Below are 17,567 nucleotides of genomic sequence, written 5' to 3' on the forward strand. Positions count from 1 at the left end.
TAGCCTCCGGCAGTGATGCCCGTGAACGAATCCTCCGCGCCGTCCTCACCCGGTCGTCGGCGTGCGCTCGGTCGTGGTGCGCTCTCCGAGCCCGAACCGTCGGTTTCCGCCGAGCCGGAGCCGGAGCCGACGGTCGAGTCCGGGGAGGAACCAGCCGAGGTCGACGACGGGAAGTTCAAGGTTCGGCTCGATAATTTCGAGGGGCCGTTCGATCTTCTGCTGCAACTCATCTCCCGGCACAAGCTCGACGTCACCGAGGTCGCGCTGTCCAAGGTCACCGATGAGTTCATGGCCCACATCCGGGCCATGGGGACCGACTGGGACCTCGACCAGACGACGGAGTTCCTCGTCGTCGCGGCGACGCTGCTCGATCTGAAGGCCGCCCGCCTGCTGCCCGCCGCCGAGGTGGAGGACGAGGGCGATCTGGCCCTCCTCGAAGCGCGGGACCTGCTCTTCGCGCGGCTCCTTCAGTACCGCGCGTACAAACGGATCGCCGACGTCTTCAGCGGGCGGCTGGAGGACGAGGCGCGGAGGTATCCGCGGACCGTCGGGCTCGAACCGCACTATGCCGAGCTGCTGCCCGACGTCGTCATCAACATCGGGGCCGAGGGGTTCGCCAGGCTCGCCGTGAAGGCGATGCAGCCGAAGCCCAAGCCGCAGGTGTACGTCGAGCACATCCACGCGCCGCTGGTCAGCGTGCAGGAGCAGGCCCAGTACGTGGTCGCCCGGCTCAAGGAGGTCGGCGAGGCCCCGTTCCGCGAGCTCGTGGCCGACACCGACGACACGCTCACCGTCGTCGCCCGGTTCCTCGCGCTGCTCGAGCTGTACCGGGAGAAGGTCGTCGGTCTCGATCAGGAGACCCCGCTGGGGGAGCTGGTCGTGCGCTGGACCGGGGGCGACGCCGACACCGAGCCCGTGGTCACGGACGAGTTCGACCGGGCGCCGGAGGTGCCCGAGGTCCCCGAGCAGAAGGAGGCTGCCACGTGAGTGAGCAGGATCCCGGTGGCGTGGCGGAGCTTGACCTCAAGCCCGCCCTGGAAGCCGTACTCATGGTGGTCGACGAGCCCGCCACCGAGGAACATCTGGCCAAGATCCTGCAGCGGCCCAGGAGGGCCGTGAGCGATTCGCTGCGGGAGCTGGCCGACGAGTACCGCGTGCAGGGTCGCGGCTTCGAGCTGCGGGTCGTGGCGGGCGGCTGGCGGTTCTACACCCGGCCCGAGTACGCGGCCGCCGTGGAGGGCTTCGTGCTGGACGGGCAGGTGGCGAGGCTCACTCAGGCGGCCCTGGAGACCCTCGCCGTCGTCGCGTACCGGCAGCCGGTCAGCCGTTCCCGGGTCTCCGCGGTGCGCGGAGTGAACTGTGACGGGGTCATGAGGACCCTGTTGCAGCGGGGTCTGGTGGAGGAGGCGGGCGCGGAACCCGAAACAGGTGCGATCCTGTACAGGACGACGAACTACTTCCTGGAGCGGATGGGCCTGCGCGGCCTGGACGAGCTGCCGGAACTCGCGCCCTTCCTCCCCGAGGCGGACGCGATCGAGGGCGATACGCAGGAAGGGGTCCCGTCGTTCGACCCGGACGCACCCGATGCGCCGGGTGCCGACGTAGTACACGACTAGACGGAACTTTGATGCGAAGCAGTAGCGGCAGGAACAGCAGCGGAAACAACGGCGGGAGCCGTGGTGGCAACAGCAGCGGCCGCGGCGGGAACAGCGGGGGCCGCGGTAACTACCGCGGCGCCGGCGACAACCGCGACGACAGGCGCGGCGGCAGCGGCAACCGCGCCGACAACCGCTCCGACAACCGCGCGGACAAGCGCGACGACAAGCGTGACGACAGGCCCGCCCGCCCGAAGCGGCCGCGTCCCGAGGAGCGGCAGTACGACGTAGGCCCGAACCCGTCCAGGGAGGGTTCGAAGTCGGGCCGTGGCGCCTCCGCGCGCGGCGGTGCCAAGGGCGGCCCCAAGCGTGGGCAGCAGCCGCAGTCGGGCGGCCGTGCCCGCACGGCTCCCTCGCGTTCGCGTGAGTACGAGACGCGGACCGAGGAGCGCAACCGCGAGCGGTACGCGGGCAAGCCGGAGGTCAAGCTCCCCAAGACCTTCCCCGGTGCCGAGCAGGAGGGCGAGCGGCTCCAGAAGGTGCTCGCTCGTGCCGGCTACGGCTCGCGGCGTGCCTGCGAGGAGCTGGTCGACGAGTCCCGCGTCGAGGTCAACGGCGAGATCGTGGTCGAGCAGGGCATGCGCGTCGACACGGAGAAGGACGAGATCAAGGTCGACGGTCTGACCGTGGCCACGCAGTCGTACCAGTTCTTCGCCCTGAACAAGCCGGTCGGTGTCGTCTCCACCATGGAGGACAACGAGGGTCGGCAGTGTCTCGGGGACTACACGAACAACCGTGAGACGCGGCTCTTCCACGTCGGTCGGCTCGACACCGAGACCGAGGGCGTCATCCTGCTCACCAACCACGGTGAGCTGGCCCACCGCCTCACGCACCCGAAGTACGGCGTGAAGAAGGTCTACCTCGCGCACCTCGTCGGCCCGATCCCGCGCGACCTGGGCAAGCGGCTCAAGGACGGCATCGAGCTGGAGGACGGGTACGCGCGTGCGGACCACTTCCGCATCGTCGAGCAGACCGGCAAGAACTACCTGGTCGAGGTCACCCTGCACGAGGGCCGCAAGCACATCGTGCGGCGGATGCTGGCCGAGGCCGGCTTCCCGGTCGACAAGCTGGTGCGGGTCGCCTTCGGGCCGATCACGCTGGGCGACCAGAAGTCGGGCTGGCTGCGGCGTCTGTCGAACACCGAGGTCGGCATGCTGATGCAGGAGGTCGACCTGTAGGTCGATCCGAAGGTCGATCCGTAGGTCCTGTAGGTCGGGCCTACGCGGGTCTTGTGTGCGGCGACCCCCTCCTTTTAAGGTCTGTTGGACCAATAAGGGAGGGGGTCTTCGCATGTCCGACAACGGTCCTGTGGCGGGCTACGACAAGCACGCCTACGAGCCCTTCGCCGTCACCGTCGACCTGGCCGTGTTCACGCTCCGGGCGGGACGGCTGCACATCCTGCTCGTCGAGCGCGGTCATGAGCCGTACGCGGGGCGCTGGGCGCTGCCCGGTGGATTCCTGGAGCCGCACGAGTCCGCGGAGGGCGCGGCGCGGCGCGAGCTCGCCGAGGAGACCGGGCTCGCCGATGTCGCCGGCCTGCACCTGGAACAGCTGCGTACGTACAGCGAACCGGGGCGCGATCCCCGGATGCGGGTGGTGTCCGTCGCGTTCGCCGCGCTCGTGCCGGACGCCCCGCAGGCGCACGGCGGCGGGGACGCGGCGCGGGCCGCCTGGCTGCCGTACGGGACCCAGGGCCCGCTCGCCTTCGACCACGACCGGATCCTCGCCGACGCCCAGATCCGGGTCGGCGGGAAGCTGGAGTACACCTGCCTGGCCACCGCGTTCTGCCCGCCCGAGTTCACGCTCGGCGAGCTGCGGCAGGTCTACGAGGTGGTGTGGGGGACCGACCTCGACCCGGCGAACTTCCGGCGCAAGGTGCTCGCGACGCCCGGCTTCGTCGAGCGGGTCCCCGGCGCCTCCCGGCTGACCGGCGGGCGCGGCAAGCCCGCGGCGCTGTTCCGGGCCGGCGACGCCACGTCCTTGCACCCACCGCTGCTGCGCCCCGCGCACGAGCCCACGGAGAGGCCCCGCCGATGACGAACCGCCGCCCCGCCACCGGATCGCTGCTCGGCCTCGCGCTCGGGGACGCCCTCGGCTACCCGACCGAATTCAGCGACGTACCCGCGATCCTCGACGCGTACGGGCCCTGGCGGGAGATGGAGCTGCCCGGCCACCCCGTCGCGTACATCACCGACGACACGCAGATGGCGCTCGCGGTGGCGCGGGCGCTGCGCACCGGCATGGGGCACGGGACGCTCGGCCCTGAGCGGTTCGAGCGCCCGCTGCGCGAGGAGTTCGTCGACTGGTACCTGTCGCCCGACAACAACCGCGCACCCGGCAACACCTGCCTGCGCGCGTGCGGCCTCCTGCGGACCGGGAGCCGGTCCTGGCAGGACGCCAGCCAGATCCACTCCAAGGGCTGCGGCGCCAACATGCGCGTCACGCCCCTCGGACTCGCCCCGGGCCTCAGCGACGAACAGCGGGCGGGCGCCGCCCAGTTGCAGGCGGGCCTCACCCACGGCCACCCCACGGGCCTCGCCGCCGCCGACCTCACCGCGCACGCCGTACGCCTCCTCGCCGAGGGCGCCGAGCCGACCGGGCTCGTCGGGATGCTGCGTTCGTACGCGTACGAGAACCGCGAGACGTACCACGAGGCCTGGCTCGGTGACCTGTGGCGGCGCGGCGAGGAGTCGACGCCGCAGCGGTTCATCGCGCGCGGCTGGGACGAGTGCCTCGGCGTCCTCGACCGGCTGCGGGGCGCGCTGCGCGAGCCGTCCCCGGAGACCGATCCCTGCCTTGACACGGGTGCCGGCTGGATTGCCGAACAGGCCCTCGCCACCGCGTTGCTGTGCTTCCTGCTGTTCGTCGACGAGCCGGTGCTCGCGCTGCGCCGCGCCGCCTGCACCTCCGGCGACTCGGACTCGATCGCGGCCCTGGCCGGGGCCTTCGCGGGCGCCCACCTCGGCGCCGACGCGTGGCCGAAGGAGTGGGTCGAACGCATCGAGCACCGCGACGAGCTGCTGGGGTTCGGGGCGGGGTGGGACCTGGCGTAGGCCGTGGCGGCCGGTCAGGCCAGCGTGATCGAGTCTCCGGTGACCTTGATCTGGCGGGTGTCCAGGGGGCGGGGGGCCGGGCCGCCCGCCACCGAGGCGTCGGCGACCTTGAACTTCGAGCCGTGGCACGGGCAGTTGATGGTGCCGCCGGAGACGTCCTTGACCGTGCAGCCCTGGTGCGTGCACACCGCGGAGAAGGCCTTGAAGTCGCCCTTCGCCGGCTGGGTCACCACGACCTTCTCGTCGGGGAAGACCTTGCCGCCGCCGACCGGGATGGCGGAGGTCTTCGTCAACTCGTCCGCCGCGGGGGGCTGTTGTGAGCCGCCGGAGCTCTTCGCGGACGAGGCCGGCGCCTCGGACGTCGCGGCCGCCTCGTCGCCTCCGCCGCCCTGGTCCTCGTCCCCGTACTTGCTGCAACCCGCCGCCAGGGCCGCCGCGCCCGCGACCAGGACGCTCCTGCGTGACGCGGTGCGCCTCATGTCGTCACTCCCACCGTCCGGAAGAACCACAGTGCCGACGTCAACCACAGCAGTGTCAGGACCGCGAACGCAAGACCGCCCACCACCGGCAGCAGCCACCCCGGCAGCCGCTCCGTGCGCAGCAGCAGCATCTTGGCGCTGAACGCCCCGAAGAAGAAGCAGCCCAGGAACGAGTGCCACAGGACGCGTGTCGAGTACGTCTGGTAGCCGAGCGCGTAGAGGCAGTGCACCGCCACCGGCACCGCGATCAGGAACGCGATCCGGCCCGACCAGCGGTGCAGCGCGGGCGCCCACGACGGGCCGCGCAGCTTCCCGTACACCATGAACGCCGAGACGATCTGGACGAGCGCGAAGGCGAAGGCCGCCGTCGCCAGCCAGGACTTCACCGCGCTCGTACTGGAGAAGCCGGCGAGGTTGAACGCCGTGCCCTCCGGGTCGTGCACCCTGCCGTACGCACCGAGCGCCACGGCCACCACCGCCGCGACGAGCGCGGGGACCAGGTAGCGGGCCGCGGACGGGCGGCGGTGGTCGGGGTTCGGGAAGTTCTGGGTGGCGGCGTTCGGGTCGACGGTCATGGGAACCCTCTCTGAACCCTCTGCGGGCTGCTCAGGGGACGACCGGGCGGGCCGTCAGGCGCTCGCCGTCGACCGTGACCGCCCCCGAATCCGGGTCGATACGTGGGGCGGCGGACGGCTTGTCGTCACGGCGCACGATGCCCACCTGGCGGCCGTCGGGCAGCACGATCCAGCCGCCGTCGACCTTCGCGCCGCGCACCTCGGTGGTCGCCCGGTACAGGCCGGACGGCTTGACGGCCTTCTTCGCCGTGAAGCCGTAGGGGTGCTTGTCGATCTCCGCGGTGCCGCGCACCCGGTCGTCGGCGAGCCTGCCCTCCAGCTTCGCGCCGTGCTTGCCGGACAGCTTCATCTCACCGTTGTCCTCGACGTTCCCCTTCAGCCACGACTCCTTGGAGCGGCCGTCGCAGAAGTAGGCGATCGCCTTGTCGCCGCGTACGGATATGGAGATCGCGGACGTGTCGTCGTCGGTGCGGCCCGCGTAGCTCGTCTTGGGACCGGCCGTCCGCGTCGGGCTCGCCTTCGAGGGCGACGCCGACGGTGCGGCCGGGGCCGAGGTCGAGGGTGTGGGCGACGCCGACGCCGCGGGAGCCTCCCCGTACGAAAAGGTGCCCTCGCCCGTCGTCGCGTTGAGCGACAGCATGAACAGGCCGAGGGCCAGTCCGGCGAGCAGTGTGAACAGCGGCCCGGAGCGCTTCATGGCCGAGCCTCCCCCCGAGGCGGCAGCGGTGGCGCCTCCATGCAAGCAGCTCCGGCCGGGTGGCGACAGGGGGCGGTTCGGTTGACATTGGCGCGACCCCGCGGCGTGCGTCTCGGTGGACGGGCGCCGCGGGCCCGCGCCGACCACCTTGATTACGCTGGTCCCCTATCCAATTGCGTGTACGTGGAAAAGGGGCAGTGACGTGGCGGTACGAGCGGTCCGGGGCGCCGTCCAACTCGAGCGGGACGAGGCCGGCCACATGGACGAGCAGGTGAGCGAGCTGCTCACCGCCGTCCTTGAGCGCAACGAGCTGACCGGCGACGACCTGATCTCCATCTGGTTCACGGCCACGCCCGATCTGCACTCCGACTTCCCGGCGGCCGCCGCCCGCAAGCTCGGCATCGTCGACGTACCCCTGATCTGCGCGCAGGAACTCGACATCGCCGGCGCCCTGCCGCGCGTCGTCCGGATCCTCGCGCACATCGAGACCGAGCGGACCAAGGCCGAGGTCGCGCATGTCTACCTCGGGGCCGCGGCCACCCTCCGCAAGGACATCGCCCAGTGAGAACCGCACTCGTCATCGGCACCGGCCTGATCGGCACCTCCGCCGCCCTGGCCCTGGCCTCGCGCGGCGTCACCGTGCACCTCGCCGACCACGACCCCGGGCAGGCCCGCACCGCCGCCGCGCTCGGCGCCGGGACCGACGAGGCGCCCGAGGGACCCGTCGACCTGTGCATCGTCGCCGTGCCGCCCGCGCACGTCGCCGCGCAGCTCGCCGACGCGATGCGCCGGGGCCTGGCCCGTGCCTACATCGACGTCGCCAGCGTCAAGGGCGGCCCGCGCCGCGAGCTCGAGGAAATGGGCCTCGACCTCACCCCGTACATCGGCACGCACCCGATGTCGGGCCGTGAGCGCAGCGGCCCCCTCGCGGCCGACGCCGACCTCTTCGAGGGGCGGCCGTGGGTGCTGACCCCGACCCGCGACACGGACACCGAGGTCCTGAACCTCGCCCTGGAACTGGTCGCCCTGTGCCGGGCCGTCCCGGTCGTGATGGACGCCGACGCCCACGACCGGGCCGTCGCGCTCGTCTCGCACATGCCGCACCTGGTCTCCAGCATGGTCGCGGCCCGCCTGGAGCACGCCGAGGAGGCCGCCGTACGGCTGTGCGGGCAGGGCATCCGCGACGTGACGCGGATCGCCGCGTCCGACCCGCGGATGTGGATCGACATCCTCTCCGCGAACCCGGGCCCCGTCGCCGACCTGCTCTCCGCCGTCGCGGGCGACCTGGAGGAGACGGTGCAGTCCCTGCGCTCCCTGCAGTCCTCGGACGACGCCAAGCGCCGCGAGGGCGTGGACGGCGTCGAGACGATGCTGCGGCGTGGCAACGCGGGCCAGTCCCGGGTCCCCGGCAAGCACGGCGCGGCTCCGGCGGCGTACGAGATCGTGGCCGTTCTCATCTCCGACCAGCCGGGCGAGCTGGCCCGGATCTTCGCCGACGCGGGCGCCGCGGGCGTCAACATCGAAGACGTGCGGATCGAGCACGCGACCGGGCAGCAGGCCGGTTTCGTGCAGCTCATGGTGCAGCCGGCGCAGGCGCCGAAGCTGGCCGCGGCGCTGCGCGAGCGCGGCTGGGCGATGCGTCCGTAGCAGTGTCGGCAGGGGCGCCGGTGGAGGCACGTAAGAAGGGGTCTTCCAGAGCCAGTAACCTTGTGCGGGGCGCTTCCGCGTCTCGTACCCATGCCCCCGTGCACTGAGAAAGGTGTCCGTCACCTATGGAAACCGCCGCGACCGCCGCCGCAGCAGTGATCGTCGCCATCGACGGACCCTCCGGCACGGGCAAGTCGAGCACCTCCAAGGCCGTGGCCTCCCAGCTCGGCCTGAGCTACCTGGACACCGGCGCCCAGTACCGGGCGATCACCTGGTGGATGGTGAACAACGGCATCGACCTGGACGACCCGTCCGCGATCGCCGCCGTCGCGGGCAAGGCCGACATCGTCTCCGGCACCGACCCGGCCGCCCCCACCATCACGGTGGACGGCACGGACGTCGCCGCCCCGATCCGCACGAGCGAGGTCACCTCCAAGGTCAGCGCCGTCAGCGCTGTCCCCGAGGTGCGCGCCCGGATCACCGAGCTGCAGCGCTCCATCGCGCTCGGCGCGGAGAAGGGCATCGTCGTCGAGGGCCGTGACATCGGTACGACCGTGCTGCCCGACGCCGACCTGAAGATCTTCCTCACCGCCTCGCCCGAGGCCCGCGCCGCCCGCCGCTCCGGCGAGCTCAAGGGCTCCGACGTGAAGGCCACACAGGAGGCCCTCGTCGCCCGCGACAAGGCCGACTCGAGCCGCAAGACGTCGCCGCTGGCCAAGGCAGGCGACGCCGTCGAGGTCGACACGAGCGACCTCACGCTGCAGCAGGTCATCGAGTGCGTCGTCACGCTCGTCGAGGAGAAGCGAGCCGCCAAGTGACTGATGCGCCCTCCGAGCGAGGCGCCGAAGTGGGCCGACGCATCGGCGTCGGCCTCATGTACGGGCTGTGGAAGCCGCGGGTCCTGGGATCCTGGCGGGTCCCGGCGACCGGCCCGGTGATCCTCGCGGTGAACCACTCCCACAACATCGACGGCCCCATGGTCATGGGCGTCGCCCCGCGCCCGACGCACTTCCTGATCAAGCAGGAGGCGTTCGTCGGACCGCTCGGCCCTTTCCTCGACGGGATCGGGCAGGTGAAGGTCGACCGCACGAGCGCGGACCGCACGGCCATCACGCGGGCGCTCGGCGTCCTCACGGACGGCGGCGTCCTCGGCATCTTCCCCGAGGGCACGCGCGGCGAAGGCGACTTCGCCTCGCTGCGGGCCGGACTCTCGTACTTCGCGGTGCGCAGCGGGGCGCCGATCGTTCCGGTCGCCGTCCTGGGAAGCACGGAGCGGCCGGGACGGTTGATAAAGAAGCTGCCCCCGCTCAGGAGTCGCGTCGACGTCGTCTTCGGGGATCCTTTTGAAGCGGGCGACGGGAGCGGGCGGCGTACCCGCAAGGCGCTCGACGAGGCCACCGTGCGCATCCAGGAACGGCTCAGCGGCCACCTGGACCATGCCAGGCGCCTGACCGGGCGCTGAGCGAGACTTTCAGTAGTGCGGCTTTCCTGACACGAGGCGGGCGCACCGATCACCACGAATGAACGACGAGGTACGGACTTCATGAACGACCAGATCCAGCCCGAGGGATCCCCGGAACACGAGCACGGGGAGCTCGGCGACGCTGAGTACGCGGAGTTCATGGAGCTCGCCGCGGAGGAGGGCTTCGACCTCGACGCCGTCGAGGGCGCGCTCGGCGAGGCGGGCCACGGCCCGCTGCCCGTCCTCGCCGTCGTCGGCCGCCCGAATGTCGGCAAGTCGACCCTGGTGAACCGCATCATCGGCCGCCGCGAGGCCGTCGTCGAGGACAAGCCCGGCGTCACGCGTGACCGCGTCACGTACGAGGCCGAGTGGGCGGGCCGCCGCTTCAAGGTCGTCGACACCGGCGGCTGGGAGCAGGACGTGCTCGGCATCGACGCCTCCGTGGCAGCGCAGGCCGAGTACGCCATCGAGGCCGCCGACGCCGTCGTCTTCGTCGTCGACGCCAAGGTCGGCGTCACCGACACCGACGAGGCCGTCGTGCGCCTGCTGCGCAAGGCCAACAAGCCGGTCGTGCTCTGCGCCAACAAGGTCGACGGCCCGAGCGGCGAGGCGGACGCCTCGTACCTGTGGTCCCTCGGCATCGGCGAGCCGCACCCGGTCTCCTCGCTGCACGGCCGCGGCACCGGCGACATGCTCGACGCGGTGCTCGAAGCCCTGCCGGAGGCGCCGCAGCAGACCTTCGGCGGCGCCGGGCTCGGCGGCCCGCGCCGCATCGCGCTCATCGGCCGCCCGAACGTCGGCAAGTCCTCCCTCCTGAACAAGGTGGCCGACGAGGACCGCGTCGTCGTCAACGAGATGGCGGGCACCACCCGCGACCCGGTCGACGAGCTGATCGAACTCGGCGGCATCACCTGGAAGTTCGTCGACACGGCGGGCATCCGCAAGCGCGTCCACCTGCAGCAGGGCGCCGACTACTACGCCTCGCTGCGCACCGCGTCCGCCGTGGAGAAGGCGGAGGTCGCGGTCATCCTGATCGACGCCTCCGAGTCGATCTCCATCCAGGACCAGCGGATCGTGACGATGGCGGTCGAGGCGGGCCGCGCGATCGTCCTCGCCTTCAACAAGTGGGACACCCTCGACGAGGAGCGTCGCTACTACCTGGAGCGCGAGATCGAGACCGAGCTCGGCCAGGTCGCCTGGGCGCCCCGGGTGAACGTGTCGGCACGTACGGGCCGCCACATGGAGCGCCTGGTCCCCGCGATCGAGACGGCCATCGAAGGCTGGGAGACGCGCATCCCGACGGGTCGGCTCAACGCCTTCCTCGGCGAGCTCGTCGCCTCCCACCCGCACCCGGTGCGCGGCGGCAAGCAGCCCCGCATCCTGTTCGGCACGCAGGCCGCGTCCAAGCCGCCCCGGTTCGTGCTCTTCGCCTCCGGCTTCATCGAGCACGGCTACCGCCGCTTCGTGGAACGCCGCCTGCGCGAGGAGTTCGGCTTCGAGGGCACGCCGATCCACATCTCCGTACGCGTGCGTGAGAAGCGCGGCAAGAAGAAGTAGAAGTAACGCGGTTCGGACGAACGCCGCCGGTGGAGGCATCCACTCGGCGGCGTTTTCCTGTGCGGGGTGCGGGAGGTCAGTGCTCCCGGCGCGGACCCGGCGGCAGGGCCGCGGGGAAGTGCCGTCCCGTGGTGTGCTGCTGCGGGTACGGCTGCCAGCGCGGCGGGTGGTGCGGGCGCGGGCCGTGCAGCGGGTCGAAGCCCCTGAACCCCAGGTACTCCTCGCCGCTGCGGTCGCCGGGCAGCGTCCGGAAGGACCGGCTGTACTCGGCGTACAGGGCGTCGTAGATCGGGGTCACCGATGGGCCGCCCCCCGCGTGGCCACCCACAGCATGGCCGCCCTGCTGGTCCTCCGCGGGACGCATCGATGGGATGGGGTTCTGATACGGCTGGTGCCGCCGGGACGAGTGGGCGGAAGCGGACGCGGGGGATGAGGTGGGGTCGTATGGGTGCACGTATGTGCCAACGAACCGGGCCCCCGACGGATGCGCCCTTGGCCTGCGCTGTTGCGGGCTGTCAGCGGTGTGACCGGCGCATTCGTGGGGGCCCGCGGGGTGCGGCCCGGGTGGCTCAGGTGCCGGCGAGCGGCATGGCGGCGGCCACCAGTCGTCCGTTCGCCGCCGCCTTGTCGAGGGCCTGACGGAGCAGGTCCTCGCGCGGCTGGTGGCCGATCGAACCGGCGGAGGCGGCGAAGACGAGCACCGTCTGCGTCTTGTTCGCCGCGGTCCGCCAGCCCTCCGTCACCAGCAGCGGCTGGTGCGCCTGCCACCAGGCGACCTGGGCGGGGGAGCCGCCGGTGCCGGGCTGCAGGATCGCGTGCAGCTGGCCCATGGCGAGCAGCACCGACCAGCCGCCGAGGATCGAGGGGACCCCGTCCAGCGTGGTGGCCGGCATGAAGCCCTGCTCGATCAGGAGCGGCAGGAAGTCGTCCCCGCCCGTGGTCGTGCCGGGGCGGGCGATGGGGCCTGTCGGCTCGACGACGAGGGCCGGGTGCGTCGTGTCACCGATCAGGATGAGGCCGCTGGTCACGCCGAGCACGGCTTGTGACGGCGCGGTCGGGGTGCCGTCCGGCTGCGCGGCCGCGGCGTCCTGTTCGCCGCCGCCGATGGACTGCACGGCGCCCTGCAGCTGGTCCTCCGCGACCTGGACGACCTGCGAGGGCAGGCAGGTGGCATGGGCGAAGGCGAGCACGGCGGTCTCGTCGCCGACGAACAGCACGGTGCTGGTCGGCTGCTGCTGCGAGTCGCCCGGCGTGCGGCAGGAGGTGCAGTCGTAGCTGCCGGGGGCGTTGTCACCGGCCATCAGCCGGTCGGCTTCTTCGTCGCCGATCTCGGCGCGTACGTCGTTGCTGACGTCGAGCAAGCGAGGCACGGGGACTCCTCAGGGATCTGTTGGACCGATCGGGGTGATCGGCCACGGTCAGGCGAGTGCTTATGAAGGGACAACGGATGATCTGTGTCCTCGGTCACGCCCGGATCGGAACGGAATCGCCTCATCCGACGCACACCGTGAACGACCGCCCGGAATCCGTCACTCCACGCCAACTTGTTGGTTTTCCAAGGAAGTTGGACCGGTGAAGTGGGTCACAGATCATCAAGGTGACAGGTCGACAAATACTGAAATCGTTGTATGTATCGGCTGGCCTGAAATCGCCGGTACCCCGGGTAACGGCGAACTGGCCTGGCGGGACGAGCCGTTGGTTGCCGCGGCCGTCGTGGGCTGCCTAGATTCCACCGCCGTCCGCAACGAGCAGTCCACGAGAGGGATTCTCATGTCCGCGCCGATCCGTACGGCACGCACGACAACGGCTCGCACGACAGCGGTCTTCGCCGGGGTGGCCCTCGCCGCCCCACTCGGTCTCCTCGCCCTCGCCGGCCCCGCCCCAGCGGCGGACGGCGGCATCTGGGACCGCATCGCCCGCTGCGAGAGCGGCGGCAACTGGCACATCAACACCGGGAACGGCTACTACGGCGGGCTCCAGTTCTCGGCAGGCACCTGGCGCGCGTACGGCGGAGGGGCCTATGCCGCGACGGCCGACCGGGCCACCAGGGGGCAGCAGATCGCTGTCGCCACCAAGGTGCAGCGCGCGCAGGGGTGGGGCGCCTGGCCCACGTGCTCGGCACGGGCCGGGGCGTACGGCGGCGCGCCGGGCGTGCAATCGGCCCCCAGGGCCGTTCCCAAGGCGGCACCCAAGGCCGCACCGAAACCGGCTCCCAAGGCCGCCCCGCAGAAGCAGCGCAGTTCAGGCCACACCGACCGCGGCGCCGCCCGTCGTGGCGGCTACGTGGTCCGCGGCGGCGACACCCTCGGCCGTATCGCCGCGGCCCACGGCACCACCTGGCAGCACCTGTACACCGCGAACCGGGCGGTGATCGGCGGTGACCCGGACCTGATCCTGCCGGGGCAGCGGCTGCGGCTCGGCTGACCGCGCATGCGCCGCGCGGCACGACGGGAGGCCGCACCCCGGCTGCCTAGCGTCCGCGCTATGCACCTGACCGCTACGTTTCCGAAGGCACACGGCCCGCGGCGATGGGCGGCGGCCCTGCTGGGCATGCTGCTCGCACTGGCCGCGCTGCCGGCCCTCGCCGCCAGAGCGGACGCCGCCGAGCCGTACGACTGCGCCAAGACCGAGTGGCCGTGGTCCTGCCTCGCGGAGTGCGAGAGCGGCAACGACTGGGACGAGAACACCGGCAACTCCTTCTACGGGGGGCTCCAGTTCCAGCAGTCCACCTGGGAGGAGCACGGCGGTCTGCAGTACGCGCCGCGCGCCGACCTCGCGACCCGTGCCGAGCAGATCAAGGTCGCAGAGGAGGTGCTGCGCACCCAGGGCTGGGAGGCGTGGCCGGTCTGCTCCAAGCGGTACGGGCTCAAGGGCCGCGTCCATGTGGTGCAGCGCGGCGACACGCTGGCGTCCGTCGCGCGGCGCTTCGAGGTGGAGGGCGGCGCGCAGGCGCTCTACAAGGCCAACCGCGATGTGATCGGGCCGCACCCGGACCGGCTGGAGGAGGGCATGACGCTGGTCATTCCCGACCCGAAGAAGTCGTAGGGTCCGGCGGATCCGGCAGGTCCGGCAGGTCCGGCGGTGCGGTCTCGGCGGCCTCGCCCCGGAACACGACCGTGCCGCGGCCGAGTTCGTAGACGAACACCGGCGCTCCGTCCGGCGCCCCGCGCAGGCCGGGCGGCAGGCGCTGCTCGGCGAGCACCACGCAGGCGTCGAGCGCGCGCAGGAGGGCGTACGTGCGGATGGCGACCGGCGGGGCCATGCCCTGGGTGGGCTCGTCGACGAGGACGACGCGGGCGGGGGCGAGCAGGGCGCGGGAGACGGCGAGCATCCGCTGCTCACCGCCGGAGAGGGTGCCGGCGCGGCGGGCGAGGAGGGGGTGCAGCTCGGGGTAGGCGTCGAGGGCGGCGCCGAAGTCCCTCTTGTTCGCGGCCTGCCGGAGGTTCTCGGTGACGGTGAGGCCGGCGAAGACGGCCTGCCGGTCGGGTACGAAGCGCAGGCCGGCCGCGGCACGGGCGTGGGCGGTCAGCCGGGTGACGTCGGCTCCGTCCCACACCACCGATCCGGCGGAGAGCCGTACGGTGCCGGCGAGGGCGCGCAGGGCGGTGGTGCGTCCGGAGCCGTTCGGCCCGAGCAGCACGGTGAGCGCGCGGGCGGGGGCGGCGAGGGTGACGCCGTGGAGCGCTTCCAGGGGGCCGTAGCGGACACGGGCGTCGCGCAGTTGGATGCCGCCTGGCTCGGCCGTCATGAGGGCTCCGGGGTGCGGTCGAGGACGGAGTCCGGCGAGCCCGAGCTCACGATGCGGCCCGCCGCCATCACGTGCACGGTGTCCGCGAGCTCGGCGACGAGGTCCAGGTCGTGCTCGACGACGAGCACGGCGACGCCGTCGGCGGCGAGCGCCCTCAGCAGCCGGGCGAGGGCGGCGACTTCCGTGGGGTCGAGTCCGGCGGTCGGTTCGTCGAGCAGCAGCACGTGCGGATCGCCTGCCAGCGCGCGGCCCAGTTCGACCCGGCGCAACGTTCCCGTGGGCAGCCCGTCCGTCTCCTGCTCGCCCCGCAGCCCGAACAGCCGCGTCATCCGTTCCGTGGCACCCGGGTCCCGTACGCGGCCCTGCTCGGCGCCGATCCGAATGTTCTCGGCCACGGTCAACGAGGGGAAGACGACGAGCTGTTGGAAGGTCCGCGCGATGCCGAGGCGCGTCCGCGCGTGTGCGGGTAGGCGTGTCACGTCTCGTGGGCCGAGGAAGATGTGGCCGGTGTCGGGTCGTACCGTCCCGGCGAGGCAGTGGAAGAGGGTGGTCTTTCCGGCGCCGTTGGGGCCGACCACGGCGGTTACGCTGCCGCTGGGGAGCCGGATGGTTGTGTCTTGGAGGACGGTGTGGGGGCCGTAGGTGACGGTGAGGTGGGTGGCGGAGAGTGTGGGGGGTGTGGTGGGGCGGCGTCTCGTTGCGGTCGACCGTGTGTGCGCCACGGGGCTCTGCCCCGGACCCCGCTGCTCAATCGCCGCAGGGGCTTGAATTGCCCGCTGGGCGTGTGCCGGCGGGGCTTGAATTGCCCGCTGGGCGTGTGCCGGCGGGGCTTGAATTGCCCGCCGGTCGAGCGCCGCAGGGGCTTGATGTGCAGGGGGTTGGAGTGGGATTGCTGCTGCTCGCTCGGTGAGGCGGCTTCGGTGTCGGTTCCGTGTGTCCAGGCCTCGGCCCACCAGTACCGCCAGTACGCCGATGGTCAGCGCCGCCACTCCGCCCCGTGCCCCCGCGTCCAGGCCCACCAGTAGGCCCGCCCCGAGCAGCGCGCCGAGCGGGTTGTCCGCGCCCAGGACGACCACCGCCGCGAACCACAGCAGGCCCCGCACCGGGTCGTACGCCGACGGGTCGAAGGAGTGCAGGCCGAACGTCAGCAGCCCGCCTCCCAGCGCCGCGAGCCCCGCCCCCACCACGAACACCGCGACCTTCAGGCCCGGCACCCCGACCCCCGCCGCCGACGCCCCCGCCTCATGGTCACGGACCGCCGCGAGCGCCCGGCCCACCCGGCCCCGCCGCAGGCCCGCCACGACCACCAACGCCCCGCCCAGCAGCGCGAGTTCGAGTACGTAGAACACCCGGTCGTCCCCGAAGCCCGCGGGTCGCGGCGGTGTGAGGCCCGACGCCGCGTACGGCTGCGCGAACACGAACCGGCTCACCCCGACCCCCACCGCGAACGTCGCCAGCGCCAGCGCGAGTCCGTGCCGCCGGATCGCGGGCGCGGCGGTCAGCAGCCCCAGGGGTGCCACCATCACCACGGACGCCAGGATGGCGAGTAGGCCCGGGAGTTGGGGGAAGCCCGGAAACCGGCCGGTGGAGAGCAACGTCGCGAACAGGGCGCCAAGGCCCGCGAACGCACCCTGACCGAGGGCGAGTTGACCCGCGCGTCCCGTCACCACCACCAGCGACAGCAGGATCAACGCCAGCGCCGGAACCTGGATCGACGTCCGCAGGTCCGAACCCGCGAACCCGAGCGGCAGCAGGAACAGCACCCCCGCCACCAGCCACGCCCCTCGCGGAGCGGCCCGCGTCCGTCGCGTCACGGCCGTCGGCAGCGCCCCCTTCCCGTCCACCCCCGGCAGCGCGAGCGCCGCGACCAGCAGCGCCACCACGAACAGGTTCGCCCCCACCGCCTGGACGAGCGGCTCGGCCCACCCGCGCGGATGCAGCCGCGTCAACTGGCTCTGCGCGACCCCGATCGCGAGCGCCGCCGCCACCGCCACGCCGAGCCGACGCATGCCTGCCGCCACCGCCACCGCCACGACCTCCATCACCAGCAGCGGCAGTCCGTACGGGTCCAGGCGTACGTAGGGGGCCAGGAGCACCCCCGTCAGGCCCGCGGTGAAGGTGCCGAACGCCCAGCCCGCCGCCGCGACCCGGTCCGCGTCGATCCCGCCGAGCACGGCCAGCGGACGGTTGTCGACGACCGCCCGCAGCTCGCCGCCGAACCGCGTCCGGCGCGTCACCGCCCACACCGCGCCCCCGATCGCGCAGGCCACCGCGAGCTGCCCCCACGGCTCCCCGGGGATCAGCCTCGGCGCGTCCTCCTGCGCGCCCGTGCCCCACAGCAGCGCCGCCGCCCCGACGAGGAGGACGAAGACGCCGATCGAGGCGACCAGGGTGCGCGCCTGGTCGCCGCCCGACAGGGCGAGCGGCCTGAACACCCAGCGTTCCAGGGCGAGTCCGAACCCCGGCGCCACCACCAGGAGCACCAGCGCCGCGGCCGCCCACAGCGGGACCTCCCACCCCACCACCAACTGCCGCAGCAGATACGCGCAGAGCATCGCGATCGCCCCGTGCGCGAAGTTGAGGACACCCGTCGCCCGGTAGGTGACGATCAGGCCGATCCCGGTGAGCGCCGCCGCCGCTCCCACCGAGAGCCCGGCGAGCGTGAGGTCGTACGTGAGGGACGACACGAACCCC

At 72.3% G+C, this 17,567-nt stretch carries 19 protein-coding genes; 12 read left to right on the plus strand and 7 right to left on the minus strand.

What is annotated here, in order from left to right; all coding sequences use genetic code 11:
• Positions 1-15: 15 nt before the first annotated feature.
• The 5 genes from OKJ99_RS37775 (at position 16) to OKJ99_RS37795 (ending at position 4,708) form a co-directional block, all read left to right on the plus strand.
• Positions 16-987, plus strand: a complete 972-nt coding sequence (locus OKJ99_RS37775) for a segregation and condensation protein A (protein WP_326022934.1) — start codon at positions 16-18, stop codon at positions 985-987.
• Positions 984-1,616 (plus strand): SMC-Scp complex subunit ScpB, encoded by a 633-nt coding sequence (gene scpB, locus OKJ99_RS37780; RefSeq protein WP_326022935.1) that lies wholly within the window; start codon positions 984-986, stop codon positions 1,614-1,616. The genes OKJ99_RS37775 and scpB overlap by 4 nt, the downstream gene beginning before the upstream one ends.
• An 11-nt stretch (positions 1,617-1,627) precedes the next feature.
• Positions 1,628-2,833, plus strand: coding sequence for a pseudouridine synthase (locus OKJ99_RS37785; protein ID WP_326022936.1), 1,206 nt, complete (start codon positions 1,628-1,630; stop codon positions 2,831-2,833).
• 112 nt (positions 2,834-2,945) lie between these two features.
• A complete protein-coding gene (locus tag OKJ99_RS37790; RefSeq protein WP_326022937.1) occupies positions 2,946-3,692 on the plus strand; it encodes an NUDIX hydrolase in 747 nt (248 codons plus the stop codon).
• Positions 3,689-4,708 carry an ADP-ribosylglycohydrolase family protein gene (locus tag OKJ99_RS37795; RefSeq protein ID WP_326022938.1) on the plus strand — a complete coding sequence of 340 codons (1,020 nt, stop codon included), beginning with the start codon at positions 3,689-3,691 and terminating at the stop codon, positions 4,706-4,708. Before OKJ99_RS37790 ends, OKJ99_RS37795 begins: the two co-directional genes overlap by 4 nt.
• 14 nt (positions 4,709-4,722) lie before the next feature.
• Here OKJ99_RS37795 and OKJ99_RS37800 read toward each other — a convergent pair whose 3' ends face one another.
• Genes OKJ99_RS37800 through OKJ99_RS37810 form a run of 3 tightly spaced genes read right to left on the minus strand, consistent with a single transcriptional unit; the run spans position 4,723 to position 6,459 of the window.
• Positions 4,723-5,187: a Rieske (2Fe-2S) protein gene (locus tag OKJ99_RS37800; RefSeq protein WP_326022939.1), complete on the minus strand. Its 465-nt coding sequence runs from the start codon at positions 5,185-5,187 to the stop codon at positions 4,723-4,725.
• Complete coding sequence (locus OKJ99_RS37805; RefSeq protein WP_326022940.1) at positions 5,184-5,762, minus strand: DUF6529 family protein; 579 nt, start codon at positions 5,760-5,762, stop codon at positions 5,184-5,186. The genes OKJ99_RS37800 and OKJ99_RS37805 overlap by 4 nt, the downstream gene beginning before the upstream one ends.
• A 31-nt stretch (positions 5,763-5,793) precedes the next feature.
• Complete coding sequence (locus OKJ99_RS37810) at positions 5,794-6,459, minus strand: hypothetical protein (RefSeq protein ID WP_326022941.1); 666 nt, start codon at positions 6,457-6,459, stop codon at positions 5,794-5,796.
• A 202-nt stretch (positions 6,460-6,661) separates the two neighbouring features.
• Here OKJ99_RS37810 and aroH point away from each other — a divergent pair, with 202 nt between their 5' ends.
• The 5 genes from aroH to der all read left to right on the plus strand — a co-directional run bounded on the left by aroH (position 6,662) and on the right by der (position 11,125).
• Positions 6,662-7,024 (plus strand): chorismate mutase, encoded by a 363-nt coding sequence (gene aroH, locus OKJ99_RS37815; protein WP_326022942.1) that lies wholly within the window; start codon positions 6,662-6,664, stop codon positions 7,022-7,024.
• The gene (locus OKJ99_RS37820) at positions 7,021-8,106 is read left to right on the plus strand and encodes a prephenate dehydrogenase (RefSeq protein WP_326022943.1); all 1,086 of its coding nucleotides are present in this window, start codon (positions 7,021-7,023) and stop codon (positions 8,104-8,106) included. The genes aroH and OKJ99_RS37820 overlap by 4 nt, the downstream gene beginning before the upstream one ends.
• 125 nt (positions 8,107-8,231) lie before the next feature.
• Complete coding sequence (cmk, locus tag OKJ99_RS37825; protein ID WP_326022944.1) at positions 8,232-8,924, plus strand: (d)CMP kinase; 693 nt, start codon at positions 8,232-8,234, stop codon at positions 8,922-8,924.
• Positions 8,921-9,568 carry a lysophospholipid acyltransferase family protein gene (locus OKJ99_RS37830; protein ID WP_326022945.1) on the plus strand — a complete coding sequence of 216 codons (648 nt, stop codon included), beginning with the start codon at positions 8,921-8,923 and terminating at the stop codon, positions 9,566-9,568. The genes cmk and OKJ99_RS37830 overlap by 4 nt, the downstream gene beginning before the upstream one ends.
• Before the next feature lie 81 nt (positions 9,569-9,649).
• Positions 9,650-11,125 (plus strand): ribosome biogenesis GTPase Der, encoded by a 1,476-nt coding sequence (gene der / locus OKJ99_RS37835; protein ID WP_326022946.1) that lies wholly within the window; start codon positions 9,650-9,652, stop codon positions 11,123-11,125.
• A gap of 76 nt (positions 11,126-11,201) precedes the next feature.
• On the opposite strand, the gene OKJ99_RS37840 is transcribed toward der, so the two are convergent.
• Both OKJ99_RS37840 and OKJ99_RS37845 read right to left on the minus strand, forming a co-directional pair.
• Positions 11,202-11,489 carry a hypothetical protein gene (locus OKJ99_RS37840; protein ID WP_326022947.1) on the minus strand — a complete coding sequence of 96 codons (288 nt, stop codon included), beginning with the start codon at positions 11,487-11,489 and terminating at the stop codon, positions 11,202-11,204.
• Positions 11,490-11,694: 205 nt separating this feature from the next.
• Positions 11,695-12,495 (minus strand): hypothetical protein, encoded by an 801-nt coding sequence (locus tag OKJ99_RS37845; protein WP_326022948.1) that lies wholly within the window; start codon positions 12,493-12,495, stop codon positions 11,695-11,697.
• Between the two features lie 400 nt (positions 12,496-12,895).
• Here OKJ99_RS37845 and OKJ99_RS37850 point away from each other — a divergent pair, with 400 nt between their 5' ends.
• Positions 12,896-13,549: a LysM peptidoglycan-binding domain-containing protein gene (locus OKJ99_RS37850; RefSeq protein ID WP_326022949.1), complete on the plus strand. Its 654-nt coding sequence runs from the start codon at positions 12,896-12,898 to the stop codon at positions 13,547-13,549.
• 60 nt (positions 13,550-13,609) lie between these two features.
• Positions 13,610-14,170, plus strand: coding sequence for a transglycosylase family protein (locus OKJ99_RS37855; protein ID WP_407700842.1), 561 nt, complete (start codon positions 13,610-13,612; stop codon positions 14,168-14,170).
• Here OKJ99_RS37855 and OKJ99_RS37860 read toward each other — a convergent pair.
• Positions 14,145-14,873 carry an ATP-binding cassette domain-containing protein gene (locus OKJ99_RS37860; protein ID WP_326022950.1) on the minus strand — a complete coding sequence of 243 codons (729 nt, stop codon included), beginning with the start codon at positions 14,871-14,873 and terminating at the stop codon, positions 14,145-14,147. The genes OKJ99_RS37855 and OKJ99_RS37860 overlap by 26 nt on opposite strands.
• Complete coding sequence (locus tag OKJ99_RS37865) at positions 14,870-17,560, minus strand: ABC transporter permease subunit (RefSeq protein WP_326022951.1); 2,691 nt, start codon at positions 17,558-17,560, stop codon at positions 14,870-14,872. Before OKJ99_RS37865 ends, OKJ99_RS37860 begins: the two co-directional genes overlap by 4 nt.
• Positions 17,561-17,567: the final 7 nt, after the last annotated feature.

It is taken from the genome of Streptomyces endophyticus (assembly GCF_035798155.1).
Lineage (GTDB): Bacteria > Actinomycetota > Actinomycetes > Streptomycetales > Streptomycetaceae > Streptomyces > Streptomyces endophyticus.

What these genes read in the sequence shown, in the direction of transcription:
- OKJ99_RS37810 (WP_326022941.1), bottom strand. Translation starts at nt 6,459, where the DNA reads ATGAAGCGCTCCGGGCCGCTGTTCACACTGCTCGCCGGACTGGCCCTC.
- der (WP_326022946.1), top strand. Translation starts at nt 9,650, where the DNA reads ATGAACGACCAGATCCAGCCCGAGGGATCCCCGGAACACGAGCACGGG.
- OKJ99_RS37775 (WP_326022934.1), top strand. Translation starts at nt 16, where the DNA reads ATGCCCGTGAACGAATCCTCCGCGCCGTCCTCACCCGGTCGTCGGCGT.
- OKJ99_RS37785 (WP_326022936.1), top strand. Translation starts at nt 1,628, where the DNA reads ATGCGAAGCAGTAGCGGCAGGAACAGCAGCGGAAACAACGGCGGGAGC.
- OKJ99_RS37800 (WP_326022939.1), bottom strand. Translation starts at nt 5,187, where the DNA reads ATGAGGCGCACCGCGTCACGCAGGAGCGTCCTGGTCGCGGGCGCGGCG.
- OKJ99_RS37850 (WP_326022949.1), top strand. Translation starts at nt 12,896, where the DNA reads ATGTCCGCGCCGATCCGTACGGCACGCACGACAACGGCTCGCACGACA.
- cmk (WP_326022944.1), top strand. Translation starts at nt 8,232, where the DNA reads ATGGAAACCGCCGCGACCGCCGCCGCAGCAGTGATCGTCGCCATCGAC.
- OKJ99_RS37840 (WP_326022947.1), bottom strand. Translation starts at nt 11,489, where the DNA reads ATGCGTCCCGCGGAGGACCAGCAGGGCGGCCATGCTGTGGGTGGCCAC.
- OKJ99_RS37795 (WP_326022938.1), top strand. Translation starts at nt 3,689, where the DNA reads ATGACGAACCGCCGCCCCGCCACCGGATCGCTGCTCGGCCTCGCGCTC.
- OKJ99_RS37855 (WP_407700842.1), top strand. Translation starts at nt 13,610, where the DNA reads ATGCACCTGACCGCTACGTTTCCGAAGGCACACGGCCCGCGGCGATGG.
- OKJ99_RS37790 (WP_326022937.1), top strand. Translation starts at nt 2,946, where the DNA reads ATGTCCGACAACGGTCCTGTGGCGGGCTACGACAAGCACGCCTACGAG.
- OKJ99_RS37805 (WP_326022940.1), bottom strand. Translation starts at nt 5,762, where the DNA reads ATGACCGTCGACCCGAACGCCGCCACCCAGAACTTCCCGAACCCCGAC.
- OKJ99_RS37860 (WP_326022950.1), bottom strand. Translation starts at nt 14,873, where the DNA reads ATGACGGCCGAGCCAGGCGGCATCCAACTGCGCGACGCCCGTGTCCGC.